This window comes from Stutzerimonas stutzeri (genome assembly GCF_013522825.1).
Classification (GTDB): domain Bacteria; phylum Pseudomonadota; class Gammaproteobacteria; order Pseudomonadales; family Pseudomonadaceae; genus Stutzerimonas; species Stutzerimonas stutzeri_AK.
In genome coordinates this window covers 26536-46054 of the sequence record NZ_JAAMQZ010000037.1, presented here as the reverse complement: position 1 = coordinate 46054, position 19519 = coordinate 26536, and the positions used below count along the sequence as shown (strand labels likewise).

The window sequence follows — 19519 nt, the reverse complement described above, 5'->3', positions numbered from 1 at the left end:
TCGCGGCCAGGGGCCGCTCCTACAGCGGTGCAATGCCCCAACCCCGTAGGAACGGGCCATGCCCGCGAACCAGGCCCAGCACCTGCGTGGTTTCATTCGCGGCCAGGGGCCGCTCCTACAGCGGTGCCATGCCCCAACCCCGTAGGAGCGGGCCACGCCCGCGAACCAGGCCCAGCACCTGCGTGGTTTCATTCGCGGCCAGGGGCCGCTCCTACAGCGGTGCAATGCCCCAACCCCGTAGGAGCGGGCCACGCCCGCGAACCAGGCTGATACAGAACCCTTATCCCCAAGCTCACATGCTCGCCATACGATACGCCCCCAGGTAAAGCACTCAATGAAGCTATTGCTCAACACCGAATCGCTACTGCCACCTGTGACAGGCATTGGCACCTACACACAGAACCTGCTTGAGCAGTTCGTCGCGATGCAGGCACTTGAAAGCATCGAGTGTTTTTCCGGCCACCACTTCGCCTCGGCCACACAGACCCTGCATGAGTGTCATGCCCGTGCGCTATCGGGCGGCGCGTCGTCACGCCCATCACAGGGCCGCCTGCATCGCCTGCTGCGCAATTCGAGTCTGGCCTACCGCGCGCGCGAAGTGCTGCGAAACAATCTGCTTCGGATGCAGTCAGCCCGGTTACGGGACTTCGTCTATCACGAACCGAACTTCATTCTGCGTGCCCACAAAGGGCCATGTGTCGCCACCATCCATGACTTGTCCTTTATCCACTATCCGCAGTTCCACCCGGCCAAGCGCGTCGCATGGCTAAGCCGCGAACTGCCGAAAACGCTGGCGCGGGCGGATGCGCTGATTACCGATTCCGAATACATTCGCAAGGAACTGATCGAACTGTACGGCGTGGATGAACAGCGCGTTCACACCATTCACCTGGGCGCTGCAACCTGTTACGCCCCACAAGATGCGCAGCAGACACAGGAGGCGCTGAGCGGTTTCAAACTACACCACGGGCAGTACCTGCTGTTCGTCGGTACGCTGGAACCTCGTAAAGGTCTCGATACCCTGCTTGACGCCTGGAGCAGCCTGCCACCCGCCCTTACCGAAGCGTATCCGCTGGTACTTGCCGGGGCACCCGGATGGGGCAACGCCGATACACTGGCGCGCATCGCCCATTTGCAGCAGACACGCGGCCTGCGCCACCTGAACTTCGTACCGGCCAGCGCCCTGCCGGCGCTGTATGCCGGCGCCCAGGCGTTCGTCTACCCATCACATTACGAAGGCTTTGGCCTGCCCGTACTGGAAGCCATGAGCAGCGGCGTACCGGTGATCTGCACCCAGGATACCTCCATGTGCGAAATAACCGGCGACAGCGCCTTGCTTGTCGAACGCGGCTCAGTGGAACAGCTCGCGACGAACATGCAATGGTTGCTGGAACACAGTGAAGCCCGCGCCGCCCTTGCCACCGCTGGGCTTGAACGAGCGAAGGCCTTTTCCTGGGCACGCTGCGCCAATCAGACCCTGGCTATTTACCGCCATATCAGCGCCTAGGAGACCATTAGCGTTCCCGTCTACATTGCATTGACTCCAGCCGGCCTCCCTACGCCTACGAGCGCCCCAGCAGGCCCAGCGATATCTTGCGCAGCGACACGGATTGCGAGAAAACATCCCCAACCGTTCCAATGAAGCTGCACAACGGAAAAAACCGGAAAAACATTCCCCAGGCAATAACCGGAGAGATCAAATGCCCCGCTACCAAGCCATCACCAAGGCCGACTTTGCCAATTTGCGCTGGAAGCGCTACGACAGCTACACGTTTGCCGCCCAGGATGCAACTGTCCCCGTGCTGGCACAGGAGCTTTCCAAGGCCTGCATGAGCCTGCCTATTGCCTTTATTCAGCAGGGCGATGCCTTCATCACCGCGGCAGTCCAGGGGCTGCAAATGGGGCAGAACCTGCTGGTGACATCCGAAGGACGGTGGGCAGTGGCCTATACCCCGGCGGCCTACCGTGGCTATCCATTTGCCCTGGCGGAAGCCGAAGACGGCCAATTGGTACTCTGCGTGGATCTGGATAGCCATCTAGTGGGAGAGCAGCATGAAGAAGCCTTCTTCGATGCCAATGGCGAGCCGGCACAAGCCGTCGGGGAAGTGCTCAATTTCCTGCAGCAGGTACACAGCAATCGCATCCTGACCCAGCGCCTCTGCGCGGCGCTGGCAGCCGAAGACCTGATTGTTCCCTGGCCACTCAAAATCTCTACTGAAGAGGGCGAGAAGAACATAACGGGGCTCTACCGTATCGACGAACCCCGGCTCAATCAGCTGGACGCACAAGCCATTGCCCGTATCCACCAGGCAGGCGCCCTATCCATAGCTTATTGCCAGTTGATCTCCATGCAGCATATCCAGGTCCTCGGGCAACTGGCTGCGACCCGGGCACAAGAGCAAGCCCGCGAGGCGGAGAATGGGCAATTCCTCGGTGGGCAAGACGGCGTTTTCAGCTTCAACTTCTGACAGAGCACCGGCCTCTCTCTTGTCGAGGTTCTGGCGTAGGCCGCTAGCTACGCTGGAAATTGCCTCCTGAGCGCGCTGTTTTCATCCAACGTTGGCATTTATTGAAACAATCACAAAAAAGGATACCCATGACTGACTGGACTGCCGGCTACGTTGCCGACATCGGCTACACCTACGGTTACTACACCGAGCTGAACCCCTTGCGCGTGCGCCTGGCCTTCCTCAATGCCGGCCTCGTTCCGCCGGAAGTCGGCACCGCCTGCGAACTGGGATTCGGCCAGGGCATGAGCGCCAACCTGCATGCTGCAGCCTCTGTAGTGCGGTGGTCTGGTACTGACTTCAATCCGGCACAAGCCGGTTTCGCTCAGGAGCTGGCCAGCATCGCCGATTCGGGGGCTCAGCTTCTGGACGAAGCCTTCGACGCCTTCTGCAACCGCGCCGATCTGCCTGAGTTCGACTACATCGGCCTGCATGGGATCTGGAGCTGGATTTCCAACGAAAATCGCGCCGTCATCATCGAGTTCATCCGTCGCAAGCTCAAGGTAGGCGGCGTGCTTTACATCAGCTACAACACACAGCCCGGCTGGGCCGCCATGGTCCCCATGCGCGACCTGCTGACCGAACATGCCGAAGTGCTGGGCGCCGACGGCTCCGGCATCGTCAGCCGTATCGACAGCGCTCTCGCGTTCGCCGACCAGTTGCTGGCCGCCAACCCGCTCTATGCTCGCGCCAACCCACAGATCGCCGAACGCATAAAGAAGATCAAGGAGCAGGACCGCCACTACGTCGCCCATGAATACTTCAACCGCGACTGGCAACCCATGGCTTTCGCTCACATGGCGCAATGGTTGGCCCCAGCCAAGCTACAGTGGGCCTGCTCAGCCAATTATCTGGATGCCATTGACGCGTTAAACCTCACCGCCGAGCAACAGGCATTGCTGGCCACCATTCCCGACCCCATGTTCCGCCAGACCACTCGTGACTTCTGCGTTAACCAGCAGTTCCGCAAGGATTACTGGGTCAAGGGAGCCCGCAAGCTGAGCGCCCTGGAGCAGGCCGAACAACTTCGTGCGCAGCGAGTCATCCTTATCCAGAACAGAGCAGAGGTCAGCCTCAAGGTCACGGGCAGCCTGGGCGAAGCCACAATGCAGGATTCGGTATACAGCCCCATTCTCGACCAGCTCGCCGACAACAAGCCCAAATCGCTGGCTCAGCTGGAACAGGCCCTGCAACCCAGCGGCATCACCTTTGCGCAAATCAGCGAGGCCATCATGGTACTCAGTGGCGCTGGCACAGTGCTCGCTGCCCAGGACGATGCGGCCACAACGAAAGCCAGGAAGCGTACTGACCGCCTCAACCTCCACTTGATGAACAAGGCGCGCAGCAACAGTGAGCTGAATTATCTCACCAGCCCGGTTACGGGCGGCGGCATCACCGTGCCGCGTTTCCAACAGCTTTTCCTGCTGGCCCGCCAGCAAGGACACAAGCACCCTGCAGACTGGGCCAGCGCAACCTGGAACCTGCTGGCCATGCAGGGGCAGCGCCTGATCAAACAGGGGGAAGTACTGGATACAGCCGAAGCCAACCTTGCCGAGCTTACCGCCCAGGCCAATGAGTTCGCCGAGAAGCAATTGCCGATCCTCAGAGCGCTGCAGATAGCGTAAGCATCACTGGAGAAGAGTTGAGGCGCTGCCTCGACTCCTCTCCATATTGCAGCTTGTTCTTCTCATGAGGGACAGTTTTTCATGAGCACATTCCGGTAGAGTGCGCTCACGAAAAACAACCAACCTGAATCGAATGATCCTTATGAATGGTGCCATGACTCAAGGTTCAGGTAGCGGCCAACGGGCGCTGCCGCGAGTGGGTAGCTGGCTCACCCCGCTCTTGCCCAATGAGCCCCGCATTTTTGACCAGGCCACCCAGACTGCGCTGACGGCGCAGTACCTGCTGCCCGTATTGCCCGAACTGGAAGCCTGCCTGCTGGCCGTGCGCCGGCAACTCGACCCAGAGCTTGAGCGGCTGCAGCCGGTGAAACTGGGCAAGCCCTACCCGGTAGGGCAGTGCCTGGAAATCGCCGAGGCTGTCCACAAGCGCCTGCGGACAGTCGAGGAGAACGCAATCGCTTCGGATGCCGTGAAAGGGCTGCGCGCCTTGCGCGCCTTTCAAAGTGCTGGAGGCGATTTCCGCCAGGTCTGGGGCGACCTGCGCGGGCAGTATTTCCAGAATGCCTTTCAGGTCGGCACGCTGTACATCGACGTGGCCAACGACACGGTGACCCCCACCAAACCCAAAGTGGAAATCCTGCCGTTTGACCAAGCACAGTTCGTTCCCATCCGCGACTTTGAACACTTCCGGCAGATGGCCTGTCGCTACTGGGGCGATGAAGTCTACCCCAATCACGTGCTGCCCACCCTTGCGCCGCACTGCCCGCTGATCCACGTGAGCCAGAGTGGGCGCATCCAGTTGCGCGACGCCACCCAATACATGCTGGCCATGACGCGCAGCCAGGCATTCAAACCCAGCGAGGCAGCGCTACGCGAAGCGCCCATGCCGCAAGCGGTATTCGAGCGCGTGCGCAACGCGTTGGAAAAAACCGGATTGACGCTAGCCACCACCCCGAAACAAGGGCGCCAGCAGGCCCTGCAGCAGTGTCGCGAGCAGCGTGCCAAGCGCTGGCATCTGCATCACAGCTGGCCAGCCCAAGTCACATACGATGTGCAGCGGGTCAACCTGCAACTCGTGCACGCGTGCCAACAACCTCTTCAGGACAGAAAAGTGCCCACAATCAAGATTGACAACATCGACTACGACCTTGAACATCTTTCCGACGACGCCAGAGCGCAACTGCAGAGCATCCAGTTCGTCGACCAGGAACTGGCCCGCCTGCAGGCGCAGGTGGCGGCGATGCAAACTGCGCGAAATGCCTACCTCAGTGCGTTGAAGGCGGCGTTGAAATGAAAAGAGGTCAGGTCAAGATGGGCGTATTACTGTACGACGGCATCGAGACGCTGCTCTCGGGAAACGCGATTTGGGCAGCGCCGTTGTCGTCTCTGGGGCGCGCGTAGGGAAAGGGCTCAGTTCAGGTACATTTGCCCGCTGGCCCACAAACGAAAAAGCAAGGAGCAATAAATGGCAACAGGCGATATTCGAATCGACGCGCTACTGGCACTTCCTCAAGCCAGCCTCGCAACGAATCACTCCCAAGGCATGCCGGTAGTGATTTCATACGGCTTCATGGAAGCGCCCGCTACGGCAGTCCGAGATTTCAAGGCGCTGAACCAGGCGCAACGAACGGCCATCGATTCGATGCTCAGCGAGATATCGACCCTGGTCGGCATCACCTTCAAGCATGTCGAGGAAGGCGGCATTCTGCGCTACGGGCTGTTCTCGGGTGGGCAGGCCCTTGCCGACGGCTCCGCCAGCAAGGGCCAAATGAGCCTCACCGCTAACAGCGCCAATGTCTGGCTGAACTGGACCGTACCGCAAATCCAGAACCTCGACGCGGGCTACGGACGGCAACTGGCCCTCCACGAAACGGCCCACGCCCTGGGGCTCAAGCATCCAGGCGAGTACAGCCAATGGGACACCGGCCCGTATCTGCCTGCCGAACTGGCGACAGCGAACCACACGATCATGTCCTACAACGGTGGCAACTCGAACCACCTGGGTGATTTCGATGTTATGGCGCTTCAATACCTGTACGGGAGCGCGGGCGGACAGGCCTCTGCCAATGTCATCACCGTCTCCAGCGTATACACGGCGGGCAGTTATTTCGATGACCAGTTCAACTTGAACGTCGAGACCCTGAACACTTCGGTGCGGATATCGGGTGGGGCTGGGGTCGACCAGTTGCATCTCAATACCAGCTCGATCTCCGCCAGGCTTGAAGGTGGGGAGCTCAGCCATATCGTCTACAGCAAGCCCGACAGCAGTTTCCTCGGCATCTACCTCGATGGCGTGGAGCGCGTTCACTTCACGGACAAAAGCGTGGCCATCGATGACCAGGCTGCCCAGGCATACCGCCTGTACGAGGCCGCCTTCAACCGCGCGCCGGATCTCGAAGGGCTGGGTTACTGGATCAGCGAATTTGACCGGGGAGTGTCACTGGAATCCGTATCCGCGCTATTTATCGCAAGTACGGAGTTTACAAGCTTGTATGGGAACGCCCCCTCCAACGACGACTTCGTCATTGCGCTGTATCAGAACATTCTCGACCGCGCACCAGAACAAAGCGGCTTCGATTTCTGGGTCAAACAACTGAAAACCGGAACGATGAACGAAGCACAGGTACTGGCCAGCTTTTCCGAGTCCAATGAAAACAAGGTCGCACTGAGCGGCATCATCCAGAATGGAGTGGAATATCTGCCTATTTAGGGGAAAAGGGTCAAACTGAAATGACCCTTTTCCCGCCCCGCGCCTCAACGTCCAGGCCAGTGCAGCACCTGGGAAATTTGCGAATCTGGCAATCCTAGAGCCACCACCACTTACCGTGAACTGGTGCCGCACGAAATTTATAATATCGTGCATAGCTACCAAGGAGACTCATCATGGCCATCACGGCACACTCTCCCACCGTCAAGGTCGTCGGCACCAACGGCCAGATTTCGCTGGGCAAGCAATACGCGGGCCGCCAGGTGCTGGTGGAAGAGTACGAGCCTGGCGTCTGGCTGGTGCGTACTGCCACTGTCGTTCCCGACAACGAGCGCTGGCTGCACGCGCCTCAAGCAGCGGCCGATCTGCAAAAGGCCATGGTCTGGTCCGTGGCCCATGCTGCATCGGACGCCGATTCCGAAGACACGCTCAAGCGTCTTGGTCAGTGTGAAAAGGGGGTCAGGTACATTTTCCCATTTATCCTATGGTTCTTTTTTAGGCCGACCTCGTGGCCTGATCGTTACATCGCGCCCGAGCATCTGCTCAATTTGATGGGCGAATCGCGGTGAACCAAAGGCAGCGTTCTGCTGGGTAGCGTTGCGCAGCTGAGTTGTCATGTCCTTCTGTTCGTCCTGCAGGACCCAAGCTCGATAATTTTCCTGGCGCTCCATATCCGTCGCACCAAGGGCAACGTATTCGGGATGCGGAGTCACCAGCCTGGACTGCCGCTTACCAACATTAGCGTGCCAAGAACTCCACGGATAGCCCTGCGGATGCGCAACCATTCCGGCTCGTACCGGGTTGAGCTCGATATAGCGCATGCAACTGAGCAGGTAGCGCTCACTACCCACCACGCTCGCCTTGAATCGTCCGGCCCAAAGATGCCCGGTGCGCTCGAACCGGGCGTTGATCCGCTGAACATACAGGCGATTGAGGTTCTGCATCAATCGACTGAGCGTGCCAGGCACGCTTGGCGTCAGCAGAAGATGCACGTGGTTGGTCATCAGGCACCAGCCATGAACACTCACCTCCAGATGGCCCGCATAGGCGCTCAGCAGGTGCAGATATTCCAGATAGCATTGATGATCGAAGAATACGGCCTGTCGGTCGACGCCGCGCTGCACGATATGGTGCGGCAGCCCAACGACCTCCAGCCGCGGCTGACGCGGCATAACCCCTCCTTGGGTTGATTACTTCAGCTCACTTTGAACAATTGCCCCCTGAATCACCATCGCCGGAGGGGAAAACTGTGAACTGGCGGGACGTGAATAAATGCGAATAAATTTACCTGACCCCTTTTCCCCTTTTCCCCCAGGCCCCTACAAGCGCTTCGTAGCACTGCCGTAGACTCTACTCCGTTCCCGCTTGCCTACCGCGATCACCGTGACAACCAGACGGCTGTCGATCACTTCATAGACCAAGCGGTAGCCGATGGAGCGGAGCTTGATCTTGTAGCAGTTAGACATGTCCCTAAGTTTATCGGCCTCGACGCGGGGATTATCGAGGCGTTCTTTCAGCTTCTTGGCGAACTGCAGCTGGATAGTGTTGCCCAGCCTGCCCCACTCCCTGAGTGCTTGGGCGTTGAACTCCAGGGCGTACTTAGTCGGCTCCGCCGGCTTGCGCGATGAGGCCATCGATATCTACTCGTACAGTAGGTTCACCAGCGCGAGCGCGTACGATCTCAGCCAACCGCAGATCGTCAATCAGCTCCAGCATGGCTTCATAGCGTGCGGGTGGCACGGCATAGAACGCTGGTTCGTTTCGATTGAGGATCACGACCGTTTCGCCGCCACCTTCGCGGATGGTGCCCATTGGGTCCTTTTTAAGTTCTGTCACCGACGCCGCAACGTCAGCCAGTACCGTGTAAGTCATCGCCATATCCACCTGTTGTCTACTATCCGCGCTACTAGGGTGCCTGAGCTCATATCTATGGGCCGAACCGTCACGCTTCGTTGAGCGAATGTGTGGTTCTCTACTGTGGGCCGAGCTGTCTTGATTAAGGTCTTCGCAAAGTCATTGTGCGAACGGGGTAAGCGCGCATAGCGTAGCACCCCTAAAAGCACTCCGTAAGATGTTTTTTGATGTACTACATCTAGAACGAGTCGCGATCAGGTGTCCCCATAAAGGCTGAAATCTACAGGGAGCGGGGTGGGACGACAGCGAGGACGAGGACGAACTGGAGGCCCCGGTTTTACTAGTAAATGTACCTAGTAAATGTACCTGACCCCTTTTCCCTTACTTAGTCGGCTCCGCCGGCTTGCGCGATGAGGCCATCGATATCTACTCGTACAGTAGGTTCACCAGCGCGAGCGCGTACGATCTCAGCCAACCGCAGATCGTCAATCAGCTCCAGCATGGCTTCATAGCGTGCGGGTGGCACGGCATAGAACGCTGGTTCGTTTCGATTGAGGATCACGACCGTTTCGCCGCCACCTTCGCGGATGGTGCCCATTGGGTCCTTTTTAAGTTCTGTCACCGACGCCGCAACGTCAGCCAGTACCGTGTAAGTCATCGCCATATCCACCTGTTGTCTACTATCCGCGCTACTAGGGTGCCTGAGCTCATATCTATGGGCCGAACCGTCACGCTTCGTTGAGCGAATGTGTGGTTCTCTACTGTGGGCCGAGCTGTCTTGATTAAGGTCTTCGCAAAGTCATTGTGCGAACGGGGTAAGCGCGCATAGCGTAGCACCCCTAAAAGCACTCCGTAAGATGTTTTTTGATGTGCTACATCTAGAACGAGTCGCGATCAGGTGTTCCCATAAAGGCTGAAATCTACAGGGAGCGGGGTGGGAGGACAGCGAGGACGAGGACGAACTGGAGGCCCCGGTTTTACTAGTAAATGTACCTAGTAAATGTACCTGACCCCTTTTCCCTCAATATGCCTGGTAGGACTTCTCCTCCACCAGCACGCTGCCCAGCAATTCGTTCAGCTGGCGCTTGATGGCTGCACGCTGGTCGTTGCAGAAATACACTTGGCGGGCCAACTGGACGAAGCTGTCATCGAAGCACTGACGTCGTTCGCAGTCGCGTTTGGCATCTTCCACCTCCCATATCCGAGCATTGATGGCTTTCAGCGCCAGCACCAGTGCAGGCAGGTCGGCGGGAAAGCGGGACAGGTCGCCCACGACCCTCTCGATCTCCTGGCGCTCCCTGTTCACATTGGCCAGTCTGGCGGCATCCTGCTGCAGCTTTTGCGCCTTGATCTGCAAAATGGTCAGCTTGTCGAACACCTCGCCCCAGGCTACGGGTAGTTGCGGCATGGCGGGCCATGAGGCGACACAGGGGGTGAGCGCAGAGGACGAAATCGTTAATAGAGTGGAAGTCATTTATCAATCCAGCTTGAGCCTGGCAAAGCCTTCAATCTGCACCGGGCGCTCCTGAGGCGCGCCGACCAGCAGCCAGTTACCCGCCTCTCTGGGGGTGTTGGGCACGGCCGCTTCAACCCAGAACGCGTAGTCCGCCTGGCGCGCAGCCTGACATACGGCTAAGGCTTGCTCGCGGTCGACGGATGTCATTAGAAAAATAGGGCGACAGCGCTTGAGGGTTTCCAGGGCGCCATCGATAAAGGGCACAAAGGGCATGGGCGACTGAACGAACAAGGCGTCGCAGTGCTCAAGCGCCAGCTGGTCCACGGTCTGGCACGGCACAGTGACAAGCGAGGGCTGGTTGCCCCATTGCGTAGAGAGGCTTTCCGACCAGGGTTCCAGCAGGTTGATTTGCACCTGCGCCGCGCCGGCCAGCGGTACGGCCTGCAATACACGGGCGATGCAGCCCGTGCCGGCCAGATGCAATGCCGCTTCCACATTGCGTGCCAGCGGGGCGCGGGGTTCCAGTACGATCAGCTCGCCATGCGGTGCGACGCGCCGGGCCAGCGTCTGGGCCAGTCCGGCATCGGGGGCGCAGGCCATCACGCATACTGCGCCGGGCTTCAACAGGGATTGACTCAGGTGTGCGAAGCGCTCGCTGGCGTAGGCGTGCAGCGGGGCCAGGCGCTGCCGCTTGAGGCGCGGGACACCATTGTCATCTAGCACCACGCTGCGTGCGGGCTTGTGCCCGACGCCTATGCTCAGGCCAGCGGGCTCGGCAATAGCTGTTTGGCGCTGCGCCATCTTCTCGCGCAGCAGGGTCAACACCTGAAGAGGCGAAATGCGCGCCCAGGCCGCTTCGTACTGCTCGCGCATCACCTCCCACTCTTCGGCTTCTACCTTTACCCGGCCAAAGGCCGGCAGGGCTTCATAGCCGTCGGGGTTCAACGCTGCCGTGAACGGGTAATACGGATAGAAATGCCCCGGCACCGTCACGCACAGATGCACGGTGGGCACGGCGCCGATGTCTGCCACATGCGAGGCCAGGCTATTGACCGTGACGAGGCCATCCATCTGCACCACCAGGGCGCGGAATCTCTCGGGGCAATCGATATGGGCGCTTACATCCAGCAGGCGCGGATGCTGGCAATCAAGAGGCTGGTCCACCACCAGGGTGATTTCGGGTGCCAGTTGCAGCAACTGCCACGCAAAGTCCGCAGCTACCCTGGGCGGCATGGTGCGCAAGGCCACGGATGCCTTGGGATTGAACAACACCTTCTGCCCTGGGTGCGCCTGCAGGTGTTGGCGTACCGCCTGCCAGGCATCCTGGCGGATATGGCCTCGGTTGCGCTTGTGTTCGGGCGGCACGTTCTGCGGGGCCAGGCCGCACCACCACAGCACCCAGTCCACGGTGGGCAGCTCGTTGTAGCGGGGCTGGCGAATGAAATGGGTGAAATCGAAATAAGCGTCGTACTGGGCAAACTCGGTTACCGTCAGCGCATGGAAGAGCACACGCTCGATCTCAGGCGCATCTTGCAGAATATCCGCAGTGGCCGCACTGGTTCCCGGCCCAAACAGGATATCGCAGCTCAGCGAAGGCAAATGCTCACGCAGGCAGTTCAGTACAGCCCGGAAGGCCGTGATACCGATGGTGCAGTCGCCCAGGTTGGTGCCAAAGCCATTGACGATGGCAAGGCGTAGATGCTGCTTGTCCGGCTTGCGCGCACGCAGGGCCTGGAGCTGCCTGGGCAGGGGTTCATCCTCCAGGTGCAGGCGCAGGCCCTGCCCAACGGAGGCGGACATCCGGCCCAACCGAACGGGGAAATAGGGCCAGGCCAACAAGCTGCTTTCCTCGATCAGATGCAGACCCGGTGCCTGGTTCGTTTCTTCTGGTTCGGCCTTGCCTGGCAGCAAGCCTGATCGCCAGCCTTCGTCCTGCGGCAGCTTCTTCAGCAGGTGGGCCTCCCCCCCTACATCCAGATACAGGCACTCCATCGGCAAGGCCTGCGGATCGCTCCCACCCCGATAGCGACGACGGTACAGGCTGGCGTCGAGCAGCCGGTCCTGTGGCAGCGCAAAGCAACGCATAAAGAGCCCGCCCTTACGAGTTCACGGTTTGCAGAGCCGAGGCCCGTAGGTAGGCCTGTGTTTGGGCCCCGTATCGCTTGAGGTTCACATCCTGAAAAGAGGCACCAACCTTTTCGCCTGGCGCAGCAATCAACCACAGCGGCTGCTCAAGGTCACTGTAACCGGCACGCAAGCTTAGATCAGCCACCTCGAATGCCTCCAGTGGCTGGCTGATATCACTCCAGCCAGGCCGGGCCACAAAGCCCTGAGTTTTTCGGTTTAGCGAAAAACGCCTCTTCCAGAAGTCGTCAATCGTATGGTCCATCGCGCTTTAACTCCCTTGCTCATGAAAAAACCCCATCCTTCTTGCGAAGGACGGGGTTCAAAGGCTTCCATCTCAAGCCCCGCCCGGAAGGCGGGGCCTGTATCCAATCAGTTAGATCAGAGCGACGGTGCCGTAGGTGCTGTTGAACGAGGCGTTGGCCAGATCGATACCGACCAGCTCGATGATCGAGTCGTGGCCGTTATCGAAGGCAGTGGAGTTCGTGCCCTGATCAATCACCACATAAGCGTTGCTACCGAACTGGAACCACACCGCCTGGTTCGCTTCCGCTTGGGCGATGGCGGCGTTCGCGTAGTCCGAGAACACTGCGTTGGTGCCCAGCGTGGCGCCCAGTTTGCTGAAGCTGCTGATGGCTGTAGCCGCGCCGCTTTGCTCCAGTTTCAGCACATCACCCGCCTGGAAGTCCAGGATGCTGCTGTGGGTGTTGGCTTCCTTGGTTGCAGCCTTCAGCACGAACAGGTCGTTGCCTGCGCCACCGGTCAGCTTGGCACCGTTGGAGCCAGCGAACAGGGTGTCGTTGCCTTCACCACCCACCAGCACGTCGGCCTTGGCGTTGGTACCTTGCGAAGCCGTCAGAACGTCGTTGCCCGAACCGCCGGTCACGGTGATGGCATCGCCATTGTGAGCGGACAGGTTCAGCGTCAGGTTGCCGGTTGCCTTGCTGGCATCAACGGTGGCCAGCTTGGTGTTGGCCGCGACAGTCAGCGTCAGGTTGCCAGCGCCTTCCACGGTGATGGCCTTGGTAGCGGTATTGCCAGCCACAGCCAGCGTGGTGCTGGAGACATCGGCAGTCTTGACGGGGATACCGTTGGCATCATTGAAACCAGCAGGGGTGAAGCTCTTGCTGACGTTGCCAATGTTGAGGTTGATGGTCTCGATATCAGCGACCGTCACGGTGCCCACGTCGCCAATAGCCTTGGTCACCACGTTCAGCACGTCGGCGGTGCCCTTGGCAGCGTCGGTTACCTTGACGATGGCGCCTGCGCCGGCAGCCGTCAGTTCCAGCGTACCGCCGCTGGCCATCTTGTCGATGGTCAGAGCTGCAGCGGTTGCCGGAGCAGCAGCGCCTTGAGTGGTTGTTTTGACGACCACTGCAGCGGTAGTGCCATCACCACCCACATCAACAATGGTGAACGCACCAGTGCCGATATCAGCCTGCTCACCACCGACCTTACGCGTCAAGGTCACTACGCTTCCAGCTACGCTTGTGGCCTCCCAATCGGTGAAGGCGGTACCCAAAGCATAGAACTTGGTAGCAATCTGCGCAGCGGTTTCACCACCTGCCAGGGTCAGGGTCTGGCCGTTGAATTCAATAGTATCCGCGCCGACAATGGCGCCAGAAGTAGCGAAATCAACGGTAACAACTTCCTTCGTTGCAACGCCCGGAATCGAATCCGAGTTGGCGCTGACCACGTAGTTGATGTTGTCGAGGTTGGCCAGGTTGACGGTACCGGCAGCAGCCGCCTTGGTGTTGAGGCTCAGCTTCTCGAAACCATCGATCTTGCCTGCGAAGGTGCCATTGGCAGTCAGGGCCACGGCGTCTGCTGCGGACATGGCGATGGTGTCAACGCCTTCACCGCCCTTCAGGTCAACGGTCGGGATGGCGATGGCTGCACCAGCTACGCCACTCAGGGTCAGGATGTCGTCACCGGCGCCCAGGTCGATGGCCTTGGTGATGGCCACGTTGGCGTTGAAGATGGTCACGCTGTCCTTGCCCGCGCCGCCTGCGTAGGTGGCTTTGGTGCCGTCCAGCGTCAGGGTGGTGGCGCCGGTGGTGCCGGTGGTGTCAACCGAAGTGACGTTGGCAGTCGCCTGGCTGTTCAGGGTCAGACCAGCGGTCTCGGTAACCTTGATGGTGGTCAGGGCCGAAGTGCTCGAGCCGCTAGAGGAATCCAGCAGGCCGGTGCCGCTGACGTTCAGTGCAGTGGTGCCGGTGGCGCCATCGAGTTGCAGATCAACGGTGTTGGTGCCGTTGCTCTGAACGTTCAGGGTCTTGGTAGCGGTGTTGTTCAGGTCGAGCAAGGCCGGCGCAGCGTTGGCAGAAGCGCTAGTCAGCGTTTCAGCCTTGGCAGCGGTACCGACGTTGGTCAGGTTCAGCGCCAGGGTGGCAGCAGCCTGAGCCAGGGTGAAGTTGCCACCGTTGGACAGGTTCAGGGTTTCCAGCGCGGAGGTGGTGCCAGTGCTTGCGGAACCCGCTGCTGCGTAGCCATCGACGGTGATGGTCTTGACTGCGGCAGCATCGGCGCCACCAGCGATGGTCACAGCACCTGCAGTCACGCCCATTACGCCGCCAGCCAGGGTTGCATCATGAGCCTTGCCTTGGACAACCGTAACGGTCGGGGCAACGGAGGTGCCCGAGGTGTTGGTCAGGGTGGCGGTCAGATCGGTCGCAACGTTCTGGTTGGCACGCACGGCAGTGAACACCACGGTGTCGCCAGCAGCGGCTGCAGCGGTGTAACCACCAGCAACGTTGGCACCGGTTGCAAAAGCCCCAGTGAAGACGCCCTTGGCAGCGACTTGCGAGCCCTGGGTGTCGGTGTTGGGGTTGGCCAGGCCGCTGACCATGTTGGAGAAGGCGGCAGCGACTTCTTCAGCAGTGAGGTTGACGCCGGCAGCAGCGGTGAAGGTCAGGCCGTTGATGGTGACTGCATCGCCACCCTTGAGCGCGCCGAACTTGACGGTTGCGGTTTCGGTCTGGCCACCGGTGGTGAAGGCAGCGTTCTTGGCAGCTACAGTGGCGTCTTGCTTGACGGTGATGGCGGTGGTGTCAGTGTTGGCGTTGACGATGACAGCAGCCTGGGTAACGCTGTTGGCCGCATTGTCGGCAGCAGCCTTGGAGGCGTCAGAAGTGGCCTTCTGGGTCACGGAAACGGTCTTGCCGCCGGTGACCGTGATGGCGCCAAAGGCAATATTGCTGGCAGCGTCGTAGGCTTTGCCAGTGACGTTGACTGCCACATCACCCTTGGCAGCGGCGGCGCCGCCGATGGTGATGGTGTCGGCATTGGAAGCGGCGCCTGCATTAGCAGCGGTCACGGTGACGTTGTTGCCACCATTGACGGTATGACCCAGAATTGAAGCAGTACCGTTTTCCTGCAGGGTGGCAGCGATGTTGGTTGCAGCAGCGGCGGTGGCATCAACGGCAGCGGAGCCGTGCTTGACCACGTTCAGGTCAGTCACACCCGCCACAGCGGAGGTGTTGACGGTCACGCCAGTGGTGCCTTCGATTTCAATCACTTCGACGTTGCTGATGTTAGCCAAAGGCAGGGCGGTACCCGCAGTCAGGCTCGAAGCGATCTTCAGGGTGTCTTTACCAGCACCGCCGTTGATGATGTCCAGAGCACTCAGCGTATCGAGTTCGCCGGTACCGTTGACGGCGGTGATCGAACCGATGATGGTGTCGTTGCCCGCAGTGCCTTGGACGTTGTCCAGACCTTTGGTGAGCATGACAGTCTGGCCAGCATTTTCGTTGCTGTTGTTCTGAACGGTGTTCAGGACGTTTTCCAGCGGAGCGCCAGTGGCGGCAGTGACGGAAGCTGCGTCGCTGGTGACGGTGTTCAGCCAGGTCTTGACAGCGTTCAGAGCGGTATCGTTGGCGCTGGCGTAGGCAACGATCTCGGCATTGGTGTCGAGTGCGTTGGTGAAGGCGGTGGCAGCAGTCACCTTGTTGCTGATGATGTCAGCGTCGGTGCCCTGAGAGCCTTTGTTGATGGCTTCAGCAATGTTGCCGATCTTCAGCGCACCGTTGTCGAGCTGGCCTACCCAGTAGGTCAGACCGGCCACTTCAGCCGGGCGGCCAAACAGGTTCTGGTAAACAGCGTTTACCAGCTGAGTGGAGTTCATGCCGGCGTACAGGTCTTTGTACTCGGCAGACTCGGCGAAGGTGTTCAGCAGGTCAGCGGAGTTGCCAGCGTAGCTGCTCCAGTACTGCAGACCCGCGACATCAGCCGGGCGGTTGAAAAATGCAACATATGCATTCTGAATTTGCGCGATGGTCAAAGCCATTTCTTCTTGCTCCTAGGGGTGTTCAGATAAGGGATTCGCTTCTTCGAAGGAAAGCCGCGAGGACCCTTGTGCATTAATGCGGCGGCAATAGTCTCAAAGCGCCCGCAATGGCGATGTGACATTCGTCACTTTAGCCGATTTAGCAGCACCTCCCGAGAACTCCAATCGGTCACGCCGTAAGCGGTTCGCTGATCGTCAAGCTGCGACTGGAACAGGTAAACAGCACGGCTGCCGCCCTCCTGGTGCAGCAAGCCGTCTACCCGCATGTTGTTGTTGCCCAGGTACTGGCTGACGTTCTGGAAGGTGCCGTCGGGAAATACCTGCCCTTGCGCATGGCGCGAGATGCGCTGGCCATCGGCGAGAAGGTCGAAGCGGGTGGTGAAGCGGCTGTTGACGAAATCCATGTTCAGGCGACCGTTTTCCACCTGTGCTGCGTAGGTGCTGCCATCGGACTGGCGCTGGATGAGAGCCTGGGCATTTTGCAGCTGGAAATCCAGCGTGCGGCTGGCCGGACGCTCCCATTGACTGTCACGCGGGCGCAGCAGAATGAAGTGCGGATTGAGGCTGACGATCTTGTGAGTGACGAAGGCCTGCTCAAGGTCCAGGGCATCGCCAGCTTGAGCAAGCTCGCCCCAGCGGCCCCACTGGAGCGTGGGGCCGGCGTGGGGCGCCGGCAGCAGGGGCCGCTCGGGCGTGAGGGTACTTTCTGTTTTGGCAGGCCCCAGATCCGGATCGATGACAGGCGCACGCCGGTCATGCTGAGGCTTGGGCTCGTCCTTGCGCGGCGGAGCGGCCTGGTCGGGACTGGCCTCGGGGTTTTCAAGCAGTTGGGCACCCTGAACCTTGTCAATCTGCAGAATGCGCCCGACCTGTGCGGCACTGAGCTCCAGGGCGCCGGGGCCTTGGCAGCGGTGGCTGCCGCCAGGCTGGCACTGCGCCCCGAAGGGGCTGGCAACGACGGCGCCGGCAAGCACGACTATGCGGGTGGTGTGAGCATCGGTGTAGGCGGTGAAGTCGGTGCCCTTGACGCCGATGGCGGCAACGGGAGTGTTGAAGCGGAAATTGTGCCGGGCCTCTTTTACCGCGTCGCCGGTGATGCTGCGGGCCACCCCCTGGCGGAGGTCAATGCGAAAGCGGCTCTGGCCGGGTGTTTCGGCATCGATATGGTAGGTGGTGAGGGTGGCTGCGGTTTGCGGGCGCAGGATGATGAAGCCGTTGTCGCGGGTGCGTATATAAAGGTAGCCGTCATCGCCTGTGGCGAGCCGGTCACCGGGGAAGACGGAATCACCGGCCTTGAGGGTTTGCGTGCCCTGGCTGACCTGGCCGATAGCGAGTACCACCTGCCCTGCGGCGAGCGGCTCGTCGCCCTGTGCGCTGGCGCTTGCCGGGACAAGACTGATCGCAAGCAGGGCCACGAAAAACAGGCACAGGATGCTGCCAAGCGCGCGAAAGGGATACGGGATCAGCATCGCGCTGCCTCCATCAGGGTTGGGTTGTGCGTTGCGGCGCAATGGGGCGTGCCGCCTTGTGAGCCGGGATTTGCTCCAGGCTTTGCCTTTTAGCACAGTAACAGCCGAAGGTGAAGGGCGCGGCGGGACTGGCGTACAGCTTGGGCTGCCCTTATAGTGCGCGGCTATTTACCTGGTGCGGGCGGTCTTTTGTCCGGTCTGTTTTCTCTTCTGTTGCACAGCTGTCGCGCCTGGTCTGGGCTGAAGTGGGCAAGCGCTCTGCTGCTGGCCATGCTGTGCCCCCCTGTTTTGGCAGCAGAGGGGGAGGATGCCTATGCGCAGGCCCTGGGCGCAATTGCCGAGGGCCGCTATGAAGAAGCCCGGGTTCTACTGTCGCACCTGGCAGCCACGCAGCCGGAACATGCGGGAGCCTGGCTGGATCTGGCGATTCTGCATTGTGCCCTGGGCAACCGGACGGAGGCCGAGGCTCTGTTCGAGACCATCGAATTGCGTTTTGCGCCGGGGCCAGCACTGCGCGAACTGATGGCCCGCCAGCTAGCCGGCGGCTGCCAGCGAGCGCGAGCGCCGGGGGTTGTACGTGTGCGCCTGGGCCGCGGGTATGACGACAATGCAAACCAGGGAGCGAGTAATCCGAATCTACCCATCGGCGGCGGCCCAGGCGGCGTGACCCTGGTGCTGGCGCCGGAGCTTGCACCCAGGGGCGACGGTTTCACCAGCCTGCAGGTCGATGGCGCGCTGCCGCTGGCCGATGGAGACCTTGTGGGCTTTGGGCAGCTTGCCGTGCGCCGTCATGATGATGTGCGTGCGTTCGATATCAGCTCCCTGGCACTGGGTTTGGAGCAGCTCTGGGAGCGCGATGATTGGCAGATGCGGGCGTCACTGGCGGGAGGCATGCTTGAGCTGGACGGCAAGCTGTATCAGCAAAGCGCGCTGATTCAGGGGCAGGTGACGCCGCCCCTTCCATTACCCCATCCCTGGCAGTTTTCGCTGGTGGCGGCGCAGTCTTACCTCAAGTATGTGGACCAGCCGGTTTTCGATGCGCGCCAGGCGGAGTTGCGGGGTGTGCTGAGCTACGAGCAAGGACGGGGCAGGTTGAGCCTGGCAGCCGGAGGGCTGCGCGATTATGGCCAGCAGGATCGCCCCGGCGGTAACCGCGATGGCTGGTCGGTGAACATCTGGGGCAGAGTGCTATGGGGGCAGACGGCAGGCGAGTTCATGTGGTCGCGGCAGCATTGGCAGGGTAGCCAGGATTTTGCACCGGGGCTGATCGATGAGATACGCAAACAGGATGTGGAGCAGTGGCGACTTGCCGTGATTCAACCCTTGGGGGGCAGGCATTCGCTGGTGGCTGAGCTTCGCCAGATCGATAGCGATGAGAACATCAGTATCTTCAGTTACCGTTCGCGCCAGCTCTCCCTGAGCTGGCAACTGGATTTTTGAACTGCCTGCAGGTGAGCAACAGTGGCGCAGGCGGGCCTGGGGGAGACCCCTG

General features: G+C 60.3%; 16 protein-coding genes. 7 read left to right on the top strand and 9 right to left on the bottom strand.

Going from position 1 to position 19519, the window contains the following annotated elements; all coding sequences use genetic code 11:
- The first annotated feature begins 334 nt into the window (after positions 1-334).
- The 6 genes from G7020_RS19290 (at position 335) to G7020_RS19265 (ending at position 7408) form a co-directional block, all read left to right on the top strand.
- Complete coding sequence (locus G7020_RS19290) at positions 335-1507, top strand: glycosyltransferase family 4 protein (RefSeq protein ID WP_181086702.1); 1173 nt, start codon at positions 335-337, stop codon at positions 1505-1507.
- Positions 1508-1700: 193 nt separating this feature from the next.
- On the top strand, positions 1701-2468 hold the full coding sequence (locus G7020_RS19285) for a SapC family protein (protein ID WP_181086701.1): 768 nt from the start codon (positions 1701-1703) through the stop codon (positions 2466-2468).
- Between the two features lie 128 nt (positions 2469-2596).
- Entirely contained in the window at positions 2597-4132 is a 1536-nt protein-coding gene (locus tag G7020_RS19280) for a class I SAM-dependent methyltransferase (protein ID WP_181086700.1), read from the top strand.
- A gap of 154 nt (positions 4133-4286) precedes the next feature.
- Entirely contained in the window at positions 4287-5426 is a 1140-nt protein-coding gene (locus G7020_RS23905; protein ID WP_219852768.1) for a DUF6447 family protein, read from the top strand.
- 171 nt (positions 5427-5597) lie between these two features.
- Positions 5598-6842 (top strand): DUF4214 domain-containing protein, encoded by a 1245-nt coding sequence (locus G7020_RS19270; protein WP_181086699.1) that lies wholly within the window; start codon positions 5598-5600, stop codon positions 6840-6842.
- Positions 6843-7015: 173 nt separating this feature from the next.
- Positions 7016-7408 carry a hypothetical protein gene (locus tag G7020_RS19265; RefSeq protein ID WP_219852767.1) on the top strand — a complete coding sequence of 131 codons (393 nt, stop codon included), beginning with the start codon at positions 7016-7018 and terminating at the stop codon, positions 7406-7408.
- Here the strand turns inward: G7020_RS19265 and G7020_RS19260 are convergent.
- The 9 genes from G7020_RS19260 to G7020_RS19220 form a co-directional block, all read right to left on the bottom strand.
- Positions 7322-8011 carry a transposase gene (locus G7020_RS19260; protein WP_181086698.1) on the bottom strand — a complete coding sequence of 230 codons (690 nt, stop codon included), beginning with the start codon at positions 8009-8011 and terminating at the stop codon, positions 7322-7324. The two genes, G7020_RS19265 and G7020_RS19260, sit on opposite strands and share 87 nt — an antisense overlap.
- A 147-nt stretch (positions 8012-8158) precedes the next feature.
- Positions 8159-8473, bottom strand: a complete 315-nt coding sequence (locus tag G7020_RS19255) for a type II toxin-antitoxin system RelE family toxin (protein ID WP_181086697.1) — start codon at positions 8471-8473, stop codon at positions 8159-8161.
- On the bottom strand, positions 8439-8711 hold the full coding sequence (locus G7020_RS19250) for a type II toxin-antitoxin system Phd/YefM family antitoxin (RefSeq protein ID WP_181086696.1): 273 nt from the start codon (positions 8709-8711) through the stop codon (positions 8439-8441). The genes G7020_RS19255 and G7020_RS19250 overlap by 35 nt, the downstream gene beginning before the upstream one ends.
- 367 nt (positions 8712-9078) lie before the next feature.
- A complete protein-coding gene (locus G7020_RS19245; protein WP_181086696.1) occupies positions 9079-9351 on the bottom strand; it encodes a type II toxin-antitoxin system Phd/YefM family antitoxin in 273 nt (90 codons plus the stop codon).
- Positions 9352-9714: 363 nt separating this feature from the next.
- Positions 9715-10101, bottom strand: a complete 387-nt coding sequence (locus G7020_RS19240; protein WP_181086695.1) for a DUF6165 family protein — start codon at positions 10099-10101, stop codon at positions 9715-9717.
- A 69-nt stretch (positions 10102-10170) separates the two neighbouring features.
- Positions 10171-12234 (bottom strand): hypothetical protein, encoded by a 2064-nt coding sequence (locus tag G7020_RS19235; protein WP_181086694.1) that lies wholly within the window; start codon positions 12232-12234, stop codon positions 10171-10173.
- Positions 12235-12247: 13 nt separating this feature from the next.
- Positions 12248-12538, bottom strand: coding sequence for a hypothetical protein (locus tag G7020_RS19230; RefSeq protein WP_181086693.1), 291 nt, complete (start codon positions 12536-12538; stop codon positions 12248-12250).
- A 111-nt stretch (positions 12539-12649) separates the two neighbouring features.
- Positions 12650-16558: a DUF4214 domain-containing protein gene (locus G7020_RS19225; RefSeq protein ID WP_181086692.1), complete on the bottom strand. Its 3909-nt coding sequence runs from the start codon at positions 16556-16558 to the stop codon at positions 12650-12652.
- Positions 16559-16683: 125 nt separating this feature from the next.
- Entirely contained in the window at positions 16684-18027 is a 1344-nt protein-coding gene (locus tag G7020_RS19220; RefSeq protein ID WP_181086691.1) for a FecR family protein, read from the bottom strand.
- A 270-nt stretch (positions 18028-18297) separates the two neighbouring features.
- Here G7020_RS19220 and G7020_RS19215 point away from each other — a divergent pair, with 270 nt between their 5' ends.
- Positions 18298-19467, top strand: a complete 1170-nt coding sequence (locus tag G7020_RS19215; RefSeq protein WP_181086690.1) for a tetratricopeptide repeat protein — start codon at positions 18298-18300, stop codon at positions 19465-19467.
- The last annotated feature ends 52 nt before the right edge of the window (positions 19468-19519 follow it).